The following is a 22,528-nucleotide window of genomic DNA, read 5'->3' on the forward strand; positions in this document are numbered from 1 at the left end:
GGGAATGCCAATATCGAATACCATATTCTAGACGAACTTAAAGTGAGTGTTAACGTTGGACACAATGATGAGGCCGTGAATCGTTATACTGCTGTTCCTGCAACCCATCCTATTGGACAGGCTGAAAATGGTCGTGCCTCAATTAGTAAAATACAAAATTCAAGTTCGTTGATTGAAACAAACCTAACGTATAACGAAGAATTTGCAAACAGCAGTTCATTAACTGTTCTGGCAGGATATTCTTTTCAACGATTCGTGACCGAAAATACGTTTACTGCTGCCAATCAGTTTGTTGCATCTTCAGTTAAATGGAATTTGATGCAATCAGGAAGCCTGGTATCCAATACTTCCTATAAGTCTGCTAATCGTTTAGCCTCAATGTATGCCCGCGCAAATTATAAACTACTGGATCGTTACATATTTACTGCGACATTACGTCGAGATGGTTCCAGTCGCTTTGGGGGCAACAACCAGTATGGACTTTTCCCGTCAGGTGCATTTGCCTGGAAGTTGTCTGATGAGCCTTTCTTTAGCAGCTCAATAATCAGTAATATGAAAGTTCGCTTGGGGTATGGTGTGACTGGTAATCAGGAAATTCCGAATGACCTGTTTCGTGAGCAGTTATCCATCTCAGGTTCTAATGTTTACGTTTTAGGTGGAACTGCTATTCCAAGTGTGCTACCAAGTAACTACCCAAATCCGGATTTGAAGTGGGAAACAACCAGCCAAGCCAATATTGGAATCGACTTTGGATTGTGGGATCAGCGCTTAACCGGTACGTTAGACTTTTATAAGAAACATACTACTGACCTACTATTGGAGTTCTCAACTGCATCTCCATCCGTGGTTACTAGTCAGTGGGCCAATGTTGGTGAAGTTGACAATACCGGTTTCGAATTATCGTTGGATGGTAAGATTATACGCAAAAGTGAATTCCAATGGAACGCGAATTTCAACTTCTCTACCAATAAGAATGAAGTTATTACGCTCTCGAATGAGAATTTCTCGAGAGATGAAATCTTAACGAATGCAACTTCAGGAGTTGTTAGTAACGGAAGTTCAACACAAATTATCAAACCCGGGTATGAGTTGGGTACTTTTTATGGACGGCAATTTACCGGTTTGGACGCTGACGGCATGGAAACTTATCTTGATGAAGATGGAGTGGATGGAGCTGATATGGTCGTTTTGGGATCTGCTAATCCTGATTTCACATTTGGATTTAGCAATAGCTTTTTCTGGAAGAACTTCGATATGTCAATTTCTTTCAGGGGTGTTTCCGGAAATAAAATATATAACAACACAGCAGCTGAATTTTCATACGTGAATGCTGCCCCTGGTGTTAATATTCTTAAATCAGCACTTGACCTCGGAATGAGTCGTGATCAGATTTCTCAGTTCTCTTCTCAGTGGTTGGAAGATGGCAGTTACTTTCGTTTGGATAACATGAGTATCGGGTATACGTTTGACACCAGTCGTTTGACCTTTTTATCAAAAGCACGACTTTATCTGACTGGGCAAAACTTATTTGTTATAACAAACTATTCTGGCTTTGATCCTGAAGTAAGAACGAATACAAACCGCGGAGGTGTTGCTCCGATTGGTATTGACTATTTATCTTATCCAAGACCCCGTGTTTTCATGCTTGGAGCAAGTTTGTCATTTTAAACAGAAGGGTGAATAACTATTAAAATTTAAGATTATGAAATTTTTCAAATTACTTATAAATAAGCAATTTATTGTTTGTCTCTCCTTCTTGCTTGTTATGTTTTCAAGTTGTGAGCTTGAGGAAGACGTTTATTCAATCTATACCCCGGATAACTTTTATGCGAATGATGCGCAGGTTCTTTCATCGTTATCAGGAGCCTACAGAAATTTTGCCGGAATCCCTACTTTTGGTGCTCCATATCGAGTGCTGGAGTGTTGCACTGATCAAGTAGTCGTACATGGTAAAATTCAAGGCTGGTGGGCAAATAGTAGTTTTGAGCAATTGGCCGAACATCAGTGGGATGCAGATCATGGTTATCTTTGGAGCATGTGGAATACCTTGTTCCTGACTGTTGGTCAGGCCAACGCCCTGATTGCTTCACTTGACGCTGCCGGTTTGGATAATGTTGCAGGAGCAAAAGCTGAATTGAGAGCTTTAAGAGCTTACGCCTATTTCTATTTGATGGATCTTTTTGGTAGCGTTCCAATTTTTACTGAACCTAAAGTTGATCCCAATAACCTACCGGATCAAAATTCGAGACAACAAGTTTTCGATTTTGTCATTTCGGAGTTGGGTGAAGCTGTTGTAGAATTGCCTTCACAAAACGATGTCGGAAGTGAATACTATGGAAGATTAACCAAAGAGGCAGTTTACAGTCTATTGGCCATGGTTTATTTAAATGCCGAAGTTTATACAGGAACAGCGCAGTGGGATAAAGTAATTACAAATGCTGATCTGGTTATTAATTCTGGTGCCTTTGGTTTATTGGATAACTATTTCGATAACTTCGTATACAACAATGAGGAAAACGAAGAAATGATATGGGCAGGTGTGTATACACCTGATATTACCGGCGGAATTGGACACCCAATTGTACAAAAAGTACTTCCCGGAATTGGGGGCGGTTTGTTTGGGCTACCTTATACTCCTCAAAATGGTTTTGGAACCAGACCTTCTGTTGCTGCTTTGTATGAAGAGCAAGATGATCGAAAGGGATTGTTCTTAATGCCTGGCGAATTAAAGGATCCTCGTAATGGTGAAACAGTCATGGTTGAGGAAATTGTTCCGGATGGTAACTCATTTTTATATGTTGAGGGAGAATCAGCTAAAGGTCCCGTTCCTTATGTGATTATTGAAGCAACTGGAATTAGAAATCAGCCAATGAATGCTGGAATCAAATGGATTAAGTGGGGACTTGACCCAAATACAAATGGCGGAAATGCAGGAAATGATATTGCCTGGTTTCGCTTAGCTGACATTATTCTCATGAAAGCTGAAGCATTGGCTCGTCAAAATAAATTTGGTGAAGCTTTACCTTTGGTCAATCAAGTTCGGGAACGAAGCCATGCGAGTACATTAACGTCAGTTACTTTAAACGATATTTTTGAGGAACGTGGTCGTGAACTGGCTTTTGAAATGAAGCGCAGAAATGACTTGATTCGTTTTGGTAAATTTAACGATGCGTGGGAATTTAAAGCCGCCGCATCTGATGATCATTGGAACTTGTTTCCAATACCAAAAAGAGCCATTGATGCAAATAATAAATTGCAACAAAATCCTGGTTATTAATTTTAATCTTACAAAAAAACAGCCCGGAATTTATTCCGGGCTGTTTTAGCTTTTTTAGTTTCTGTTATCTATAAATTCCTTAAATATCAAACGTAATATTTAAGGCGGTGTTGCCTATACACCGGAATAGAACGTTCATGTTTATATCTTACTTAAACCTAACCAAATGAAGAATTATAGCATTATTCCAGCCTGTCAAGTCAGAACCCTGACAAACCTTTCGTTTAGGAAAATACTTTTGATTAGTTGTTTTGTATTCATTGCAGTGGCAAGCCGAAGCCAGACGGTAAATGGTGTTGATTATTCCCATCTATCGGGAGTTTATCACACATTTGATATGGCGGGAGATGATGTCTTTGGACAACGTTTCCCTTCCGAAAATTTCACCTATGTTGATGACGTGACTGGAACAACAGATAACGCCTTGACCACTTCACGCCACAACAACTCCAAAATGTACCAAACTCATCCGCAATGGACTGCGGATGGGAAATACGTCGTGATCACTTCTGACCGCACATCTACTCGTGAAAAAAGAGATCGGCAAGCCTATGCGATTTCCATGGATAATTTTGAAATTGTTCAAATAACAACAGGAGACAGGGGTAGTAACCTGCACTTGGGGTGGCACAAAAACTCAGCTTACCTATTTCGAGGAAATAAACTAGTTGAACTTCAGCTTGAAAAACTGTTGGAAGATAGCAAGAATGGGACGGTTGGAAGCCCGGAAGATTACGAAATTGTTTTGGCTACGGTTCCTGATTCAATTCACCCTTCTGGCTTGGGCTTGGATGCCAACGAAAATCGTGTGTTTTTCTCAACCAGAATAAACAAAGACACTTCGGCTATTTATAGTGTTGAGTTTAATTCAGGAAAAACCAAGAAAGCATTGGAAGTACCTTTTCGTATCGGGCATCTTCAATCAAATCCATTTGTAACCGGAGAGGTGATGTATTGTTGGGAAACCGGCGGCGATTCTCCGCAACGGATGTGGTATATGACAATCGACGAAGATGGAAACGTGACCAACAAACCAATTTATAACGAGGATGATAATGACTGGGTGACACATGAGGTATTCATGGGGCCTGATCATATTTTGTTTCACCTGATGGGACACCTGGATCGTTTGCAAACCAACCAAACCGGACTCTATTCGTTAAATATCCGTACCAACGAGCCCGAATTTCACGGTCAAACGGTAATGGGCGGGTACTGGCATTGCAATGCTACACCCGACCGCAAATGGATTGTTGCTGACACCTTTGATGGAAAGCTTTACCGAATTAATGCTGAAGATAACGATGATGTGGTGCTACTGACTCAGGGACACCGAAAAAATAGTATTAGCCCGTTTACCGATGAAGCCCACCTACATCCGTCCGTAAGTCCTGATGGTAAATGGGTGTTGATTAATTCCAGTTTATTCACTGATAGCGATGTATTGCTTTTACCATTATTCCCGAAGAAATAAAGGGAAACGGTTATATACACGGATACTTTTAAATTTATAGGCAATGAATAAAAGGAGACTTCTTTTATTAACAGTATTTGGATTTTTTTCTTTGGCTTCTTCATCTGGTGAGTTTGAAAATCCACTCGGGAACCAGAATTTTATTTACTCTGAAGAAAATCTAAATGAATATATTAAAAAGGCTCATGATACCAACCCATTGCGTATTCATCAAGCCTTTGAGCAAGCTGCTATAGAAAGTGGAGACGATGCGAGAATACCATATCATTCTTATTTTGCTTCTTTATGGCTGGGTAGAGATCTTGATCGGGTGAATGAGACTTTGCTTGCCATCTTCACGAGCGATGACCCTCAGGTAAATGGACTGGATGACTACTGGAATCTATCTCTAAATCAATGGCTTTATCATTTATATTACGCTTTTGGGGCAAAGGGGACTGTTTCTCCCGGACGGTTATATCCTGAAACAGAAAAAGCACTTTTGGAAATGCTTTGGCAGCGAATGGAGTATAAAGATGATATCCTTTTAGCCAGATGGAGCACGTGGTGGATGGAAGGCAGTGAAAACCACGACATCGTTGCTAAGGTTAGTAGCTTAATCACTTCTCAGATTTTCATGAATGAGCCGGAATTTAAGGACCGCATATATCCTGATTTGGGCAATGGTGGTGGTTATAAGTTCTGGTTTCATAGTATGTATGGAGGTGGATCAGATGACGGGCCCAAACCGCGCGGAAATTATAAAGATGGAAAGCAATACACTGCTGCCGAGCATCATAGGGAATGGGTTGCTTATTTTGATAAGTATTTTTTGGAAAGGGCGAAAAAAGGATTTTTCCTTGAGGTTGCTTCTCCTGGATATATGGCAGTCAGTATTTCGTACCTCACAGATATATTTGATCTTTGCAACGAGCAAAAACTTGCAATAAAGGCTGAAAATTTTTTAGACGCTGTTTGGGCGGATTGGGCATTGGATCAGCTTAACGGTGTGCGGGGTGGCGCTAAAACGCGTGTTAAGGATGGAAATAAATGGAGCAGTGCGATGTATCTTCAAAGCCGCTTTTATTTTGGTGGTGAAGGCAGTGCGGAAGATCATTATTTTACGCAGTTGATTAGTAATTATAAACTGAAGCCGATTCACTGGAGCATCGCACTGGACCGGCAGGGGCTTGGCGAATTTGCTTATGTGTCGCGCAAGCCGGGGGAAGAGGAAAATATATGGCCAAGGCCTTTGGGAACCGAACGCACCATGTTATGCGATACGGAAGCTCGTTTTGTGCGATATAGCTGGATTACACCGGATTATATTATGGGCTGTCAAATGGATCACCCGGTAGCTGTTCACAGTCATTTGAGTGTCCAGGCTCGCTGGTTGGGAATTATCTTTAAAGGAGAAAACGGGCCACGAATTTATCCAACTGATGCTGCAGTGAATACAAAAGGCTGGACAAACGAACATGCACTTTGCAGGGCTGTCCAACACGAAAACGTGATGCTGGTTCAGCAGACCCGCCGTTTTTCGCAGGTTAATCCTGACTGGTACCCATCTAAGCTTATGATTGGGAATGATTACGGTATTTATATTGGCGATACTCATGATCGGGTGGTTGAAAAGAAAGGCTGGATATTTGTGGAAAAAGGAGATGCATTTGCAGCAGTTCGCGTAGTGAAAGGCAATGATGGTGGCACATCGGGGGTGCATAGTGAATTGGTAGACGATAGTTATTCTTGGAGTTCGGATAAAAAAATGATCTATTTAAACGACAAATATGCCGGGATGATATTTGAAACATCGCGGCGGGTTCATCATAAAACCTTTGAAGCTTTTATGGATGATATTTTAGATAACCAGCTGGTGCTGGATAAAACCGTTGTCGCAGGTTTTAATATCTTGCACTATCGGGGATGTGGCGAAAATGCGAAGGAGATGTATTTCAATCTGGCAAACGAAGAAATATCGATGATTGGCGGTGAGCGGGTTAATTACTCGCCTGACGTGCTATTTGACAGCCCGTATATTAAATCGAGATACAAAAGCGGTGTTATTAAAATCAGTAAGGATGATCAGGAACTTGTTCTGGATTTCAATCAGTATTAATTGTTAACTTGAATTCAGAAAGTATTGATATAAAAATTTTAGAAATGTGTAAAATCGGAAAGACAATATTCGCATTGATTTTCATAGTGTTCGGTCATAGTCAGGTCATGGTTATGTCTCAGGAAGCATCGGTCGTTCAACTAAACTGGCTTGGAGATAATTCTCCAAAACATTCGACAGGGGTCAGCTGGGGAGTTCCATTTTCAGAAGGAGCAATTACAAAATCAGATCAGTTTATTTTGACAAACGAACAAGATCAACAATTGCCTGTTCAATCGTGGCCTTTAGCCTATTGGCCTGACGGCAGCTTTAAATGGGTTGGTTTGAGTACGGTTGTGTCAGGAAGTGAAGGTACAGCATTTCAACTTCAATCTGATCGATCGGAACGAAGTGATTCGTCGCAACTTCTGGTTGCAGATGATGTTGACAATTTAGTTGTCAATACAGGATTTTTGCAATGTGTCATTCCCAGGCAGGGATCGAGTATAATCCAATCATTGTCGATCAATAATCAGGAAATTTCTTCCGGTGGAAAATTGGTGTGTATTACACAACAAGGGCCAGATCGTGAAGTTGGCGAGCAACCGACAAAGAATAAGTTTGTTGGACAAATTGAGAGAGTAACTCTTGAGCAAAATGGCGACGTGAGAGCTGTTGTGAAAATTGAAGGGAATCATATCTCCGAAAATGGAGATCGGGAGTGGCTGCCTTTTGTATTGCGGCTTTACTTTTATACCGGGCAGCAATCTGTGCGGATGGTTCATACAATTATTTATGATGGCGATCAACATCAGGATTTTATTCGTGGGCTTGGAGTATTCTTTGATGTTCCTCTCAACGAAACTTTGTATAATAGACATGTTCGGTTTTCAGGAGAGAATGGGGGCTTGTGGGATGAACCGGTGCAACCGTTAAAGGGACGACGCCCGTTTATTCACAATCGGGAAAATTTATATGAAAAGCAGTTGAGGGGAGAGCGAATTCCTGAAATAGAAGCGCTTGACAAGGGCAATCAGTTTTTGGTGAAACACTGGGCTTCGTGGAACGATTTTCAATTGGCTCAGAATAACGCGGATGGTTTTCAAGTAAAAAAGCGTACGAACGACCAAAGTGCCTGGATCGACGCCGGAGCTGGAGGAAGATCGAACGGATTGGCATTTGTAGGAGATGTTTCTGGTGGTTTGGCTATTTGCATGCGCGATTTTTGGCAGTCATTTCCGTCGGCTTTGGAGGTGAAGAATGCTAGAACAGATCAGGCAGAATTACGAGCCTGGCTTTGGTCGCCTGAAGCTGAGGCGATGGACATGCGCCATTATGATACCTTGCAGTGGGGGCATAACCTGAATGCCAGCTACGAAGATGTTCAGCCGGGGCATAGCACGCCAACAGGTGTGGCCCGTACTACTGAATTTGTACTATTTGCGTCATCAGAAGTCCCTTCCTACGAGTCTTTAAGTAACTTGGCTGAGCAAGTTAACAATCCCCCTTTGTTAACCGCTTCACCAGAATATATTCATCAAATTCCGGTTTTTGGTGTATGGAGCTTACCAGATAAAAGCACGAAAGGCAAGCGGTGGATTGAAAATCAACTGGATAGTGCTTTTGAATATTATCAGTTGGAAGTTGAACAACGACATTGGTATGGCTTCTGGGACTATGGTGATGTGATGCATGCCTACGACTCAGAAAGACACGTGTGGATGTATGATATCGGAGGTTTTGCCTGGGATAACACTGAGTTGATGCCGAATATGTGGCTTTGGTATAGTTATCTGCGATCAGGCAGAGAGGATATTTTTAGAATGGCTGAAGCGATGACCCGTCACACCGGGGAAGTCGATGTGTATCATTTGGGTGAGTTTGCAGGTTTGGGTTCCCGACACAATGTCCGCCACTGGGGAGATGGAGCGAAAGAAGTTCGCATTGCTCAGGCAGCTCTTGGTCGCTTTTATTATTACCTGACCACGGATGAACGAACCGGCGATTTGATGCAAGCCTCCGTTGAAGCATCCAATCAAGCCATAGGGAGACTCGATCCCTTACGTCTCATTCTGGATAAAAGCAAATATCCTACGCATGCGCGATTTGGCCCCGACTGGCTGGCTTTAGTTGGCAATTGGATGACGGCTTGGGAACGAACCGGAGATGATCAGTACAAAGAACGGATTTTGGCAGGAGTGAATAGTTTGGATGAAATGCCATATGGATTTTTCTCAGGCAAAGGTGCTGCAATGGGATACGACCCGGAAACTTACAAGTTGTACCAACTTCATCCAGAGGATATTGGACACAGTCATCTTTCAGTGCTAATGGGTGGGCCGGAAATAGCTTTTGAATTAACAAAATTGATTGATAATTCGACATGGGACAATCGCTGGATGCAATTTTGCCAATTGTATGCACAACCTGTTGATTCGGTACAAAAAGCATTTGGCGTTGGGGTAACGCTGGGAGATCCTGCTCCATGGTATGCAAGACTACCAGCTTATTATGCAAAAAGAACAGGGAATCAGGATTATGCAAAAATGGCCTGGAAAATGTTTTTCAATGCCGATTCGAGATGGGGAAACACAAATTTCAATATGGAGAAGTTTGAAGGCATACAAAGTTTGGAGCCCGTTTACGAAGTGGAAGGCGTATCAACAAATAACACCGCACAGTGGTGTTTGAATGCCATTGAACTATTGGAGTTGATTGGAGATCAATTGCCGGAGGATAACCCGAGAGTACAGGATGCAAAATAGTTTGATCTCATTAACTTAGTCGTAAACTTTGGAAAGGAGACAGTGTATAAAAATGAAATTAAGCTTACCACATCGATAGGATTTTAATATTTTCCCTCTCCTTTTTCACTCAATCTGCCAACTGTCAGATTGTGAGTAAAAACAGAGCAATTTTTTAAAGATGGCAAAAGACTAAACGAATAAATCAATGAAAAATCGAACAGAATCAGGAATTGGAGCAGTGCTTTTGCTGGTGTTGCTCCAATTTGGTTGTCAATCCACAAAACAAACATCTACAGCTGAAGAGCCGATTAATCGGTTCGATCTGGTGAACCGACATAATGTTGTTTTACACGAAATTGACCCGATGGCTGCAATGTCTGTTGGGAATGGTGACTTCGCATATACCGCCGATGTCACCGGTATGCAGTCGTTGAGTGATTTTTATTACCAAAATGGTCTTCCGTTGGAAACCCGTACGACCTGGTCCTGGCATTCTTTTCCCAATCAAAAACATTTACAATTAAAAGATGCCATGAAGGAGACTGATTTTCATGGCCGACCAATTTATTATGCCAGTAGTCAGAAAAGTCCGGCAGGCGACTATTTTCGTAAAAATCCACAACCGCTTCCGATGGGACAAATTGGTCTGGTTGATGAAAAGAATCAACCGCTGACACCCAAAATGATTCAGGACATCAACCAGAAGCTGAATTTGTGGAATGGGCTGGTCACTAGTCAATACAAATTGAACGGCCAGCAAGTGAAGGTTGAAACAGTCAGTCATCCGGAATTGAGTGTTGTCGTTTTCAAACTAAAATCCGATTTGCTAAAGTCTGGAAAATTGAAACCGGCTTTTCGATTTCCTTATACTTACGATCTTTCTAAAAAGAACAAACCGGCTTTCGATTGGAGCAAGCCTGATCAGCATCAAACAGAAGTGATTGAGCAAGATGCCAACCATGTTCTTTTGAAGCGAACCGTTGATACGACCCGCTATTTTGTAAATATTCATTGGCATGAAACCGGAAAATGGCAAGAGAATACGAAGCACGAGTTTTCATTGGACTGCACAGGATCAGACAGCTTGACCTTGGTTTGCGAGTTTGTGCCCGCTAGGGAAATGAAAACCATGCCTTCATTTGAAGAAACCAAACAGGCCAGTGCTCAATCCTGGAAAGCTTACTGGACAAAAGGCGGGGCAGTAGATTTAAGTGGCAGTACCGATCCTCGCGCACAGGAACTTGAACGGCGCATTGTTTTGTCGCAGTATCTCATGAAAGTCAACTATTCAGGTTCTTTCCCGCCTCAGGAGTCCGGACTGGCAAATATTAGTTGGTACGGAAAACACAATTCCGAAGTGTACTGGATTCATGCAGCTCAGTTTTATCAATGGAACCACACGGAGTTGCTGGAAAAGGGTTTGAAATGGTATCATAAGATTTTGCCAGTGGCGTTGGCCGACGCAAAAAGCAAAGGTTTAGATGGCGCCCGCTGGCCAAAAATGTCGGGAATAAACGGCCGAATCAGTCCGGGAGAGATCAACCCGTTTATCATCTGGAACCAGCCCAATCCCATTTATTTATCGGAATTGGTTTATCGCGCGCAACCCGATTCAGTTACGCTAAACAAGTACAAAGACATTGTTTTTGAATCAGCAAAATTCCTGGCTTCTTATGCATATTATGATGCCACTACCGATCGTTATATACTGGGGCCTCCTATTAAATCGGTAAATGAAAGCACCGAGGAGAACACAACAATGAATCCCACCTTCGAACTGGCCGGGTGGTATTATGGGTTGAAAGTGGCGCAGGATTGGCGCGAAAGACTTCATTTGGAACGGGATTCACTTTGGGATAATATTTTAAATAAGCTGGCACGTCCGACCATTCAGGACGGAAAGTATGTTGAGTTGGAGACCGATCCCAATATGTACGATAGGCAAGGGTATTTTTCTTCTGCTATGTTGATGGCGTTGGGATATCTCCCGAAAACACCAATGATTGACGAACAGATCATGCAAAATACGTTCAACGCTATTGTTGAAAGAAATGGCATCAACAGCTTCGTGAGCTGGAGCATGGGAAAGGGTGCGCTTACGGCAGCCCGTTTGGGCGACAGACAAACAGCTATTGACATTGTTTGTAATGATGCACCCAAGGCAAAATTTTATAAAACGGGCTATGTTCCCCGACCCAAAGAAGGAATCAAAAATCCGGCTTATTTGCCTGTGAATGCTTCTTTTCTTGAAGCAATCGGATTAATGGCTGCAGGATGGGATGGTGGTCCGGATGAAGTTGCTCCTGGTTTTCCACAGGATGGAACTTGGAACGTAAAGACCGAGAACCTTCAGAAACTACCTTGACAATTGTTGAGTAGATACCGTAAAGTGAAAGAAACGATAATTCTTTTTATTTTGCAGATTATAAAAACGAATATATAACGAATAAATATGAACGAAATGAAACGATACACCTTATTTGCTTCAGCGGGAGCAGCAATTTTAACACTTCTGTTTAGTCAATGCCAAACGGCAACAAAGGACATTGAGATTGCATTAACGAATACGGCTACTATCGATTTGACCGATAAAGCGATTTCCATTGACCGATCAGAGATTTCTGATCTTCCGGAAGGTGAAGTTTTTCCATTGATTGTTTCTACGGAAGGAGACACGATCCCTTCTCAATTGAATGATCTGGATGGTGACCAGAAGTGGGATGAACTGTTTTTTGTTGTTGATCTGCTTTCAAATGGATCGGAAACTTACTCTTTGCAATGGGTCAGTGAGAAGCCACAATATGTGGTTCGCACAAGTGCCCGTTTTGGGAAACGCAGTTCGGCTGATACTCCGGTTGAACCTGCTACCAGCGAAACTTTATACGCCGATGATCTTCCAAAAAGTATCGGCTTTCAACGCTATCAAACGGATGGGCCTTCATGGGAAAACGACAAAGTTGGCTTCCGCGATTATTTGGATGGTCGCAATGCCAAGGATCTTTTCGGCAAAACAACGTCATTAATGTCGCCGGAAAATGTTGGAATTAATGCTGAAGGTGCAGTGGAGGATACCTACCATGTTATGGCTGACTGGGGGCGCGATATTTTATCCGTCGGTAATTCTGTAGGGATCGGAGGTTATGCCTTAGCGGTTGAAGACCAATTGATGCGCTTGGGCGTAACGGTTGATGATTCCATCAATAATGTTGAGGAGACAACTTTCCGGATTGCGGCTGAAGGTCCGGTGAAATCGGTATTGAGCTATCATTTTGAAAACTGGCATCCGAATGACCGGGAATACAATGTGGATGAAACCACCAGTATTTGGCCCGGCATGTATGCATACCAGAATACCGTGAAGTTTTCAGGCTTGAAAGGCGACGAAAATCTGGTGATTGGTTTGGTCAATATCAATAATCAAAACCCGTTGGAGGAAATTGAAATGAATGACCAGTGGGTTGTTTTGTTCACCCATGATATGCAGACCTACGACCGACAATGGTGGCTTGGGTTGGCACTAATCGTCCCGCGCGATTTATATCAAGGATATTCCGAAGCACCGGAAACAGGACAGTTATCCAAGTCTTTTTTAGCTAAACTGAAAGTTGAAGATGAAAAGCCGGTAACTTATTATGCTGTGGCAGGTTGGGAATTGAGCGACCAGGGTTTTAAAGATCCTGACTTTTTCAAAAGCTATTTGGAAAATTTAGTGAGTCAGCTTTCGGCCAATGTTGAAGTGACTATTAAATAGCGCAGTCATTTGTTGTCAATTAGTTGTGCCCAAAATCAATTAATGGGCATCGAATGACGTTGTGTAACAGATATTAACAGGATTCAATAAAATCAATCTTTCATGCGACAAATCAATTATATTCTCGCAGTTGTTTTTTTTCTCTTGTTAGGAATTCAAAGCTCTGCAACGGCGCAGGATCGAGAGACGCAAGCTTGCATTGAGCAATATCGAAAAAGTCAGCTTCTTTATCAGGACAGTTTTGACCACGGACTGGGAAACTGGGCGGTGGAAACCCCCGACTCTCCCTATTCTTCAATATCGACTGAAAATGGAAAACTGATCGTCGATGTTGATCATGGTGCGACTGTTTGGTTAGACAAAAAGTTATCAGGCAATATTTTGATTGAATATCATCGCGAAGTGATCATGAATAATGGTCACAATGATCGGCTTTCTGATTTAAACATGTTTTGGATGGCAACCGATCCTGATAATAAGAATCTGTTCACCCGGGATGGGACTTTTGCTGAGTATCATCCTTTAAACCTGTATTATGCCGGCATTGGGGGGAATTACAATTCGACGACACGGTTTCGAAAATATGATGGAACAGGTGAGCGGGAATTGTTGCAAGAGAAAAATGATGAGAGTCATTTACTGAAGCCCAACCATAACTATCTAATCCAAATAGTCGTTTCCGACGGAACAACTAAGGTCTTTGTGGATGGAGAAGAGTATTTTTCATACACCGATCAACAAGCTTTAACTGAAGGTTATTTTGGGTTCAGAACAGTAAAATCACATCAAGTGATAGATGATTTGAAGATTTACCAATTGAAATAACGATAACCAGATTAATAAAATGAAATCAACAAATCAATTAATAACAAATCGACTCACTCTGAAAGCAATTTCTGCAACTTTAATGGTTGTTGTGCTGCTGCTTGGAGTGTTTCCAACCTATCTGCATGCAAGTGTGACAGGACAGCACGAGAAGGTTTTCAATGTATTGGACTTTGGAGCAGTTGGCGATGGGGAAACATTGGACACCGAAGCGATACAAAAAGCGATAGATGAAGCTGAAATGGCGGAGCAAGGTGCAAAAGTTTTAATTCCTACCGGGCATCAGTTTTTGATTGGAACTTTAATCTTAAAAAGCAACATCAATTTTCATCTTGAAGGTGATGCGCAATTGATTGTTAGTAATCAACATCAAGACTATTCGGGTGAAGCTGCGATAGTTGCGAACGGAGCCACCCATTTAACTATTTCAGGGACTGGAAGTGTGCAGGGCCGTGCGTTGGAATTTATGTCGCATTACGAAGAAGAGAATGAATGGTGGATACCGAAAGAGTGGCGTCCGAAGTTATTTATCCTTACAGAATGCAAGGATTTACACATTCAGGATATCACCATTGAAAAAGCCCCGCTTTGGACGGTTCATATGCTTGGTTGCGAAGACGTTCTAATTGAAGGAATCAAAATTAACAACAATCTTAATGTGCCGAACTGTGACGGAATTGATCCGGATCATTGTCGCAATGTGGAAATCCGGAATTGTCAGATTTCTTGTGGCGATGATGCGATTGTTGTAAAAGCCACACGGCAGGACCAGGATTATGGCCCATCCTCAAATATTTGGGTTCACGACTGCGTGTTGGAAACCCAGGATTCGGGCGTAAAAATTGGAACCGAAACGACTCAGGATATATTTGACATCGTTTTTGAACGGTGTGAAATTAAAACCAGCTGTCGCGGACTGACCATCCAGCTTCGCGACGAGGGAAGTGTTTATAATGTTGTTTTCAGAGACGTTAATTTTGTTTCGCGTTATCATTCGGCTCCCTGGTGGGGACGAGGAGAGGCTATTTCGTTTACTGCTATTCCCCGAAATCCGGGCGGCGAAATTGGATCAATCCACAATATTGTCGTCAAAAATGTAACCGGTAAATCTGAAAATAGCGTGCGAATAAATGGAACAAAAGAAAGCCGGATTAGCAACATTCGTCTTGAAGATGTCAACATTACCATGGAGCGCTGGACTGATTACCCCGGAAACTTAATGGACAATCGCCCAACAAAAGCATATCCTGCTATTGAATTCCGGGATAATCCCGGCTATTACATACGTTTTGCAGATAACATTGAGTTGATTAACAGCAGTATCCAATGGGGAGAAAATATCCCCGACAATTATACTTATGCTGTGGAAGCGCACGATGTTTCAAATCTGAGCATAGAAGGTTTTGAAGGAACGGCTGCCCATCCTGAACGTGATGAGGCAATTGTTATTCAAAAAGAAAATTAAAAAATCAATACTAACTATCAAATAAAACTAGAATGAAAAAGAAGTTTCAATTAATTTGCATGGCAGGTCTTGTGTTGCCTTTTTTGTTGGGGGCTTGTACAACAAATACAGATCAGGAAAAAACGCCGGAACCGGTTACTGATACCACGACACCATTACATTTGCTTCAACCCGACTATCCGACTCCTTACGGAGCACCATCGGTTGAGGAGGTCACCGAAGTGATTGATAAGGTCTATACTTATTTGGACGAATCGACTCCTGCAAAAGTGAATGATGGAAAGACCAACGAAGAGGTGACGGATTTTACTTCATTACCGGAAGAGGCCGTATTTGCACCGGGTGATTTTCGCTTGACGAGCTATGAGTGGGGAGTAACCTATGCCGGAATGCTTTTGGCCAGCGAAATGACAGGCAATTCAAAATATGCTGAGTATACAACAAAGCGTTTAAATTTGATCAGTGAATTGGCTGGTTATTACTGGAGCTTGGGGGACGTTGAAGCCGAAAAGCGTTCTATGATTCACTCCGTATTGCATCCGGGCGCTTTGGACGATGCCGGAGCGGTTTGCGCTGCCATGATAAAAACCGAGCGGTTGGAAACAATTGAAAGCTTACGGCCGGTGATTGATAATTTTGCCGATTATATTCATATGAAGCAGTTTCGATTGCCTGACGGAACATTGGCCCGAAATCGTCCGCAGCCTAACACCTTGTGGTTGGATGATTTGTTTATGAGTGTGCCTGCATTGGCTCAAATGGGCAAACTGACCGGTGATTCAAAATATTACGATGACGCTGTCAAGCAAGTTCTACAATTCTCTGAGCGGATGTTCAATTCCGAAAAAGGCTTATACATGCATGGTTGGGTGCAACACATGGATATTCATCCTCAATTTCACTGGGCTCGGGCAAATGGCTGGGCTGTAATGGCCATGGTTGAATTGTTGGATGTGCTCCCCGAAACGCATGAAGGATACCCTGCCGTTTTGGAACAACTACAGGCGCATATCAAGGGATTAGTCAAATACCAGGATGGAACAGGTTTTTGGCATCAGTTGATTGATCGGAATGATACCTATCTTGAAACATCGGCGACAGCCATTTATACCTATTCTATTGCGAAAGCAATTAACCGAGGCTGGATTGATAAGTATGCTTATGCTCCGGTGGCTATGCTGGGATGGAACGCTGTTTCAACCATGGTAAACGAGAAAGGACAGGTTGAAGGAACCTGTGTCGGGACTGGAATGGGATTTGATCCTGCTTTCTATTACTACCGCCCAATCAATGTATATGCAGCACATGGTTATGGTCCGGTTCTGCTGGCTGGGGCAGAAGTTATCAATTTATTGAAAAAACATCAATTTGAAATAAATGACAGCTCGTTACAGATGATAAAAGAGTAGCTAAAAATTAGTTAATGAAACAGTCATTTTACACCTCCCTTTTTTTGATTTTTGCAGTTTTTAATTGTTGGTCGCAAGAAAACAGGGAGTTTAAAATATTTCAATTCCCAAAAGATCAAATCCCGGTTATCAACGGAAATGTTGATGACTGGGACTTGGTGCCGGAAAGCTATACCGTTGGAATGGATCAGGTTTGGGATGATAGCGGCAAGCATGAAGAGGTTGATCCGGAAAATTTGACTTTCAGTGTGAAAGTGGGTTGGGTGAAAGGATTAAATCGGCTTTATTTTCTTTATGAGGCTTATGATAATTATTGGGACTATTCTCGCCCCGGATTGCACAACGATACCTTTGAGCTGATCGTAGATGCAGATCAATCGGGTGGTCCATTCATTGATCGTTTTCACCCTAACAAGTCGATGGCTCCAATGGATGCTTTTTTCTCTTTTCATGGTGTGCATGCACAGAACTACCATATTTTTACTCCGGCAAAAGGAAAGGATTGGACACTCGTTTGGGGAAGTCAACCGTGGATAAAGGAATTGCCGTACGCGAATGCAGCTTGTCAATATGATTTCGAGTTTGGTGAATCCGGTCAGTTAGTGCTTGAGTTTTGGATCACCCCATTTGACTACGCTGGTAACGATCCTTCCCGTGCCGTAAAGTCGGTTTTAGAAGAGAATAAACTGGTTGGCTTGTGTTGGGCTGTGATTGACTACGACGACGTAAACAAGGAAAGCAATAATGGTTTTTGGAACCTTTCGAAAGAGCATACGATGTATGGAAATGCATCTTATAGTTTACCTTTTCAATTGATGCCGTTGGAACCGAAATTTCAAAAGCAGATTGAAGCAAAATGGGATTTTCGAGTGGTTGATATGGGGCGGCGTTTGGTCGCTTTTACCGATGAGTCGGTTGGTGAAATCAATTCCTGGAAATGGGATTTTGGTGATGGGACAAGTTCAACAGAACAGCACCCAATTCATCACTATCAGGAAGCTGGCAAGTATGTTGTTGTACTTTGGGTGGAAGGAGATGCCGAAAAGTCTCGCCTTTCAAAAATTTGGGATGTGGTTGTAAAATAATAGGGGAGGAAATCGTTTTTTCAAAGTTGCCGATAAGCAAATCGAAAGCCTTAGATATCTACCAAATCATTTTTCAAGGCATAAATAATAACCTCCACAATATTTTTTGCGCCTGTTTTTTCCATGAGGTTTGCACGATGTTTTTCAACCGTTCGATCCGAAATGTTTAGTTGATCGGCAATCATTTTAATGGGAAGACCTTTGCACGAAAGTGTAAGAACTTCTTGTTCCCGTTTTGAAAAAATATTTTTACTAACTAATACATCTGATTGATCTTGGTGATATTTCAATTGCGATGGCGTAAACGCTTTGTGAAGCTTATGGGCAAGATCTCCCGAAATCGTAATTTTTTCTTCTTCCAGGATATTAACTAGTTTTTTATATTCTACTGGAGGAGCTGTTGATTCAGTTTTGTGTTCGAGAGGGGATAATAACCCAATCAGTAAAGTGAAACCACTGTATTTTTGGCTGGGGGTTACGTGCAACCTGAATTTTTCTGTGTCGCCATCAGCGTTTTTTATTTTTATATCTTCCTGAAAATTATCGCTCAACCCATTTATACACTTTAAAATCGGACCTTCAATCTTGTTATATTGCTTTGGCGTTAAGAGATTTTCGAATGTAGTATTTTTAACTTCGGAATCGGACAAGCCCGTAACTTCCAGGAATGCTCTGTTTGTTTCGTAAATCGTTTCTCCATCAAAAACAAAGACGCCGTATGGTGAAAGATTGAGTAAAGCTTTATAATTATTTTTCCCAATATTTACGAGCTTTTCATATTTATCGAGCCTGACTTTAATCGATTTCAGTAAATCTTCGTTCTCAAAAGGCTTGACAATATAGTCATCAACTCCTAACTCAAGCCCCATCCGAATATCGTTTAACTCCGATCTTCCGGTAATGAAAATAAAAGGTATCCTACTCGTCAGTATGCTGTCTTTAAGAATGTTGAAAACCTGATATCCGTCTATTGGTTTCATGTTAATATCACACAAAATCAGATCGGGGCAATATTCATACGCTTTTTGAATACCTTCCGCTCCAGAGCTAGCAATATCAGCTTGATAATTATTTAGCATCAATACATTTCTCAATGTCTTGGACAATGCAAAATCATCTTCAATAATCAATATCTTTTTATCACTCATTTACCGGTACTTTTATTTCTACTATTGTTCCTTCTGAGAGGGAACTTTTAATCTCAATTGTTCCATTCAGACGTTCAATCGCTTTTTGTGCGATGGGTAATCCCAGACCAATGCCACTAATCATCTTCACTTCTTCACAACGGTAAAACGGGAGGAAAATAGATTGGCGCTTGTCCTTTGGAATTCCGACACCACTATCTTCAATCGTTACATTTACAAATTTGTCATCAGTAAAAATCGTAAGTATAACATCTTTTGCTGAGAATTTATAGGCATTATCCAGTAATTGTGTAACAGCCATGATAAGCAAATGTTCGTCGGAGTTGAATGTGGTATGGGGCGAATGTGTATTAATTTTTATTCTGTCTGATTTATAAAATAATGTTGATTTATTGTTGATTATTTTCTCGATGAACTCATCAGTTTTTATAGCAGAAACATTCTTTGAGACTTCGTTTTTATTTGCCAGATTGATAAAATGAATACCCTCCAAAAAGCCGGTAACCGATCTCAGTGCTTCTTCACATAACATAAAAGATTCACTACGCATCTCTTCATCCATTTGCAAATGCTTATTCTTTAGCAGTTGCAGGTTGGAGCTAAGGATCGTGATAGGGGTTCTCAACTCATGAGAGAGTGAGCTTATTATCTGTCCAATATTTTGAGGAGACGAATAGTCCATGCTTGCTGAGTATCGATAAAATGAAAATTAGAAATCAGAATACAAGTTAAAACATTTGATTTATATTTTTACCATAATTCTTTTATAAAAATAGACATTAATTTCCAATAGCAATATTTATCAAGATCATTATTCGTTAAATCGTGTTATTGATGGCCGCAATCAGATGCTTGAGCTGTTCTAACAGGAAACTTTAAATTATGTTTTTAAGATTTAGCTATTTGTTTTGTTTAATCTTAATGAACACACAAACAGCAGTATCTGTGTGTTTTAAATTGATTTAGCGATGACCTATACTTTAATAATTCTATAAATTATCAAATTGTTATCTTGTTTAATTTAAAGGGTGTTTATCGTCACTTGTAGCGTTTACAGATCAAGCTTGGTTAATTCGTTGGTAATAGCGTAAACAATAGGGCAAATTTCACAGTTTTTTCGGGTGAGATCTAAAATCTGATAAAAGCGTTTGCGGTCGGTGTGCGGATATTCGCGACAGGCACGCGGACGGTTATTGTACACACAGCAGTAGTTGTCGTGCATCAAAAAAGGACAAGGAGTTTGTTGAAACACATAGTCTTGATCTTCGTCCAGATAAAGATGTTGATCAATGAAGTCGGTAGCTTTCATCTTTTGGCTTTTAGCCAGACGATTAATATCGTTGTCAGTTACGATCGGGCTGATGCTGGAGCAACAATTTGCACAGTCTAAACAATCGAATTGACTGAAGGCCTCTTCGTGAAGAGTATGAACAATCGTATCCAGATTTTTCGGCTTTTTCTTTTTCAGTTTTTGAAATAAAGCCGAGAATTCCTGCTTGCGATTAGCAGTCATTTGTTTTAGCTCTTCCGGCTTGTAATAGCAGATCGACTCCATCAGTTGTCCCTTTGTTAGTTTGAAAGGCAAAAATAGGTATAATTTTACCTTTCGAAAACGGAGGTTAAATTGAAACTTGAGGAGTTCTTTTTGCAAGCGAAAGCAAAACAAAAACAGCCAGAGAACTTGCGATGCCAAAGATGATTGGATCTAAGCCTAGTGGTAGATCAAGATTAAGAATAATCAAAGTTAATGATGTACATCCACCTACAATCATCGACCAGAAGGCAGCTAGCGGATTATTATTCGTTTTAATTAGTGCTGCTATTACCGGAATAAATAGCCCCGAAACCATGAATGTGTATGAGTGAAGCATAAGATCCAGGACATTGGGCATTTTAAAGGCTAGCAGCAGAGCGATTGCTCCAATTGCAAAGGTTAATAATTGCGATATACGCAATCCCGAAGGGTGATTGTGTCCTTTAATGATGTCGGTTAGTACATTTCCTGAAGCGGCCATAAGGCAGCTGTCGGCAGTCGACATAATTGCCGAAAAGTAAGCTGAAAGAACGATGCCGGTTAGCCCTACGGGCAGCACTGTTTTTAATAGCACCGGCAATCCCATTTCTGAATCAATCTCACTTCCAATAGGGAAGCCTGAAACAGCAAGCATCCCATTTTCATAGGCAACCTTAGCCAGTAGCCCCAACAGCACACCTGTGAACGCCATTAGAGGGTATTCGAATAGTCCGGCAATAAACCAGGCTCGCTGGGCTGATTTTGGAGTGCGCGATGCGTAAATTCTCTGGTACAAAGTCATTCCGATAAACCAAATAGGAATAACGGTAATCATCCAGTTTAAAAATTGTTGCCAGCTAATGTTGGTAAAACTCAGGTATGAGGCAGGCAGGGTTTCCCGAATAGCATCGAAGCCTCCTACGGCGAAGTAGCAGAGTGGTAAAGCGACAAAGATTAATCCCCCCATCAAAATTATCCATTGGATCGTATCGGTATAAATTACGGCTTTAAGTCCGCCGAGGACCGTGTAAACCACAGCTATTACCCCCATGACAAGCAGTGCCGTGGTGAATGAGAGCGAAGGAAATGTCGCAGCCGCTAATTTGGCTCCGGCTAAAATTTGAGAACTGGTAAAGCCGAGGTATCCAATGGCTGAAATGATGCCTGCAATTAGAGCAACTTGTTTGCTGTAGCTGTTTTCCAAAAACTGAGGAAACGACAGCAGGTTCTGACGTTGCGACAGCCGATGAACTTTTGGAACTAACACAACAGCGGTTAGCCAAGCTCCAATAAGTCCGCTAAATAGCAGCCAGCTACCCGATACTCCCATGACAAATCCCAAACCTCCCAATCCTATGGAGAAGCCTCCGCCAACGTCGGTTGCAACAACCGAAAGGCCGATGTGCAGGCTGCTCATTCGTCGGCCACCAACAAAATAATCGTCAGTATCTTTGTTTTTGCGCAGGAAAAAAAATCCAACACCAAGCATAAAAATGAGGTAGACCGTGAAAATAGTCAGATCAATCCAATGCATTATTTTAAATCAATTTTCAGGGTGTAATAGGGGGGCTGCTCGGTATTGCTAATCCAGTTTTTATCCAATAATAAATTTAAATACTCATGACCACGTTGGTAACTCAATCTGAGTTTCATGACGATATCTCCCATCATGAATTTGTCGTGTTCGCTAAGTAATTTAACGATTTCTCTTTCTGTGTTGTCTTTAATTTTTTCTAATTCAATTTCTTTTCTCATTA

At 41.5% G+C, this 22,528-nt stretch carries 16 protein-coding genes; 11 read left to right on the plus strand and 5 right to left on the minus strand.

All coding sequences use genetic code 11. From position 1 onward, the window contains the following. The 11 genes from ACTB00_RS15650 to ACTB00_RS15700 all read left to right on the plus strand — a co-directional run. The coding region (locus ACTB00_RS15650) for a SusC/RagA family TonB-linked outer membrane protein (protein ID WP_463300858.1) at positions 1–1,668 on the plus strand (1,668 nt) is incomplete at its 5' end. 34 nt (positions 1,669–1,702) lie between these two features. Further along, positions 1,703–3,277, plus strand: a complete 1,575-nt coding sequence (locus ACTB00_RS15655) for a RagB/SusD family nutrient uptake outer membrane protein (RefSeq protein WP_463300859.1) — start codon at positions 1,703–1,705, stop codon at positions 3,275–3,277. Between the two features lie 166 nt (positions 3,278–3,443). After that, entirely contained in the window at positions 3,444–4,751 is a 1,308-nt protein-coding gene (locus ACTB00_RS15660) for a hypothetical protein (protein WP_463300860.1), read from the plus strand. 43 nt (positions 4,752–4,794) lie between these two features. Next, the gene (locus ACTB00_RS15665) at positions 4,795–6,849 is read left to right on the plus strand and encodes a hypothetical protein (RefSeq protein WP_463300861.1); all 2,055 of its coding nucleotides are present in this window, start codon (positions 4,795–4,797) and stop codon (positions 6,847–6,849) included. A gap of 44 nt (positions 6,850–6,893) precedes the next feature. Continuing rightward, positions 6,894–9,593, plus strand: a complete 2,700-nt coding sequence (locus ACTB00_RS15670; RefSeq protein WP_463300862.1) for an exo-rhamnogalacturonan lyase family protein — start codon at positions 6,894–6,896, stop codon at positions 9,591–9,593. 187 nt (positions 9,594–9,780) lie between these two features. After that, positions 9,781–11,940, plus strand: a complete 2,160-nt coding sequence (locus ACTB00_RS15675; protein WP_463300863.1) for a hypothetical protein — start codon at positions 9,781–9,783, stop codon at positions 11,938–11,940. A 96-nt stretch (positions 11,941–12,036) separates the two neighbouring features. Continuing rightward, a complete protein-coding gene (locus tag ACTB00_RS15680; RefSeq protein WP_463300864.1) occupies positions 12,037–13,326 on the plus strand; it encodes a DUF4861 domain-containing protein in 1,290 nt (429 codons plus the stop codon). Positions 13,327–13,428: 102 nt separating this feature from the next. Next, the gene (locus tag ACTB00_RS15685) at positions 13,429–14,151 is read left to right on the plus strand and encodes a DUF6250 domain-containing protein (protein WP_463300865.1); all 723 of its coding nucleotides are present in this window, start codon (positions 13,429–13,431) and stop codon (positions 14,149–14,151) included. 19 nt (positions 14,152–14,170) lie between these two features. Further along, on the plus strand, positions 14,171–15,616 hold the full coding sequence (locus ACTB00_RS15690; RefSeq protein WP_463300866.1) for a glycoside hydrolase family 28 protein: 1,446 nt from the start codon (positions 14,171–14,173) through the stop codon (positions 15,614–15,616). Positions 15,617–15,648: 32 nt separating this feature from the next. Continuing rightward, entirely contained in the window at positions 15,649–17,025 is a 1,377-nt protein-coding gene (locus tag ACTB00_RS15695) for a glycoside hydrolase family 88/105 protein (protein ID WP_463300867.1), read from the plus strand. A 14-nt stretch (positions 17,026–17,039) separates the two neighbouring features. After that, complete coding sequence (locus ACTB00_RS15700; RefSeq protein WP_463300868.1) at positions 17,040–18,110, plus strand: PKD domain-containing protein; 1,071 nt, start codon at positions 17,040–17,042, stop codon at positions 18,108–18,110. A gap of 50 nt (positions 18,111–18,160) precedes the next feature. On the opposite strand, the gene ACTB00_RS15705 is transcribed toward ACTB00_RS15700, so the two are convergent. The 5 genes from ACTB00_RS15705 to ACTB00_RS15725 form a co-directional block, all read right to left on the minus strand. Continuing rightward, entirely contained in the window at positions 18,161–19,258 is a 1,098-nt protein-coding gene (locus ACTB00_RS15705) for a response regulator (protein WP_463300869.1), read from the minus strand. Then, positions 19,251–19,940: a sensor histidine kinase gene (locus tag ACTB00_RS15710; protein WP_463300870.1), complete on the minus strand. Its 690-nt coding sequence runs from the start codon at positions 19,938–19,940 to the stop codon at positions 19,251–19,253. Before ACTB00_RS15710 ends, ACTB00_RS15705 begins: the two co-directional genes overlap by 8 nt. A 369-nt stretch (positions 19,941–20,309) precedes the next feature. Next, positions 20,310–20,813 carry a YkgJ family cysteine cluster protein gene (locus tag ACTB00_RS15715; protein ID WP_463300871.1) on the minus strand — a complete coding sequence of 168 codons (504 nt, stop codon included), beginning with the start codon at positions 20,811–20,813 and terminating at the stop codon, positions 20,310–20,312. A gap of 64 nt (positions 20,814–20,877) precedes the next feature. After that, positions 20,878–22,305: a sodium:solute symporter family protein gene (locus ACTB00_RS15720; protein ID WP_463300872.1), complete on the minus strand. Its 1,428-nt coding sequence runs from the start codon at positions 22,303–22,305 to the stop codon at positions 20,878–20,880. Then, complete coding sequence (locus ACTB00_RS15725) at positions 22,305–22,526, minus strand: hypothetical protein (protein WP_463300873.1); 222 nt, start codon at positions 22,524–22,526, stop codon at positions 22,305–22,307. Before ACTB00_RS15725 ends, ACTB00_RS15720 begins: the two co-directional genes overlap by 1 nt. Between the last annotated feature and the right edge of the window lie 2 nt (positions 22,527–22,528).

This window comes from Sunxiuqinia sp., assembly GCF_055140945.1.

What these genes read in the sequence shown, in the direction of transcription:
- ACTB00_RS15655 (WP_463300859.1), top strand. Translation starts at nt 1,703, where the DNA reads ATGAAATTTTTCAAATTACTTATAAATAAGCAATTTATTGTTTGTCTC.
- ACTB00_RS15660 (WP_463300860.1), top strand. Translation starts at nt 3,444, where the DNA reads ATGAAGAATTATAGCATTATTCCAGCCTGTCAAGTCAGAACCCTGACA.
- ACTB00_RS15665 (WP_463300861.1), top strand. Translation starts at nt 4,795, where the DNA reads ATGAATAAAAGGAGACTTCTTTTATTAACAGTATTTGGATTTTTTTCT.
- ACTB00_RS15670 (WP_463300862.1), top strand. Translation starts at nt 6,894, where the DNA reads ATGTGTAAAATCGGAAAGACAATATTCGCATTGATTTTCATAGTGTTC.
- ACTB00_RS15675 (WP_463300863.1), top strand. Translation starts at nt 9,781, where the DNA reads ATGAAAAATCGAACAGAATCAGGAATTGGAGCAGTGCTTTTGCTGGTG.
- ACTB00_RS15680 (WP_463300864.1), top strand. Translation starts at nt 12,037, where the DNA reads ATGAAACGATACACCTTATTTGCTTCAGCGGGAGCAGCAATTTTAACA.
- ACTB00_RS15685 (WP_463300865.1), top strand. Translation starts at nt 13,429, where the DNA reads ATGCGACAAATCAATTATATTCTCGCAGTTGTTTTTTTTCTCTTGTTA.
- ACTB00_RS15690 (WP_463300866.1), top strand. Translation starts at nt 14,171, where the DNA reads ATGAAATCAACAAATCAATTAATAACAAATCGACTCACTCTGAAAGCA.
- ACTB00_RS15695 (WP_463300867.1), top strand. Translation starts at nt 15,649, where the DNA reads ATGAAAAAGAAGTTTCAATTAATTTGCATGGCAGGTCTTGTGTTGCCT.
- ACTB00_RS15700 (WP_463300868.1), top strand. Translation starts at nt 17,040, where the DNA reads ATGAAACAGTCATTTTACACCTCCCTTTTTTTGATTTTTGCAGTTTTT.
- ACTB00_RS15705 (WP_463300869.1), bottom strand. Translation starts at nt 19,258, where the DNA reads ATGAGTGATAAAAAGATATTGATTATTGAAGATGATTTTGCATTGTCC.
- ACTB00_RS15710 (WP_463300870.1), bottom strand. Translation starts at nt 19,940, where the DNA reads ATGGACTATTCGTCTCCTCAAAATATTGGACAGATAATAAGCTCACTC.
- ACTB00_RS15715 (WP_463300871.1), bottom strand. Translation starts at nt 20,813, where the DNA reads ATGGAGTCGATCTGCTATTACAAGCCGGAAGAGCTAAAACAAATGACT.
- ACTB00_RS15720 (WP_463300872.1), bottom strand. Translation starts at nt 22,305, where the DNA reads ATGCATTGGATTGATCTGACTATTTTCACGGTCTACCTCATTTTTATG.
- ACTB00_RS15725 (WP_463300873.1), bottom strand. Translation starts at nt 22,526, where the DNA reads ATGAGAAAAGAAATTGAATTAGAAAAAATTAAAGACAACACAGAAAGA.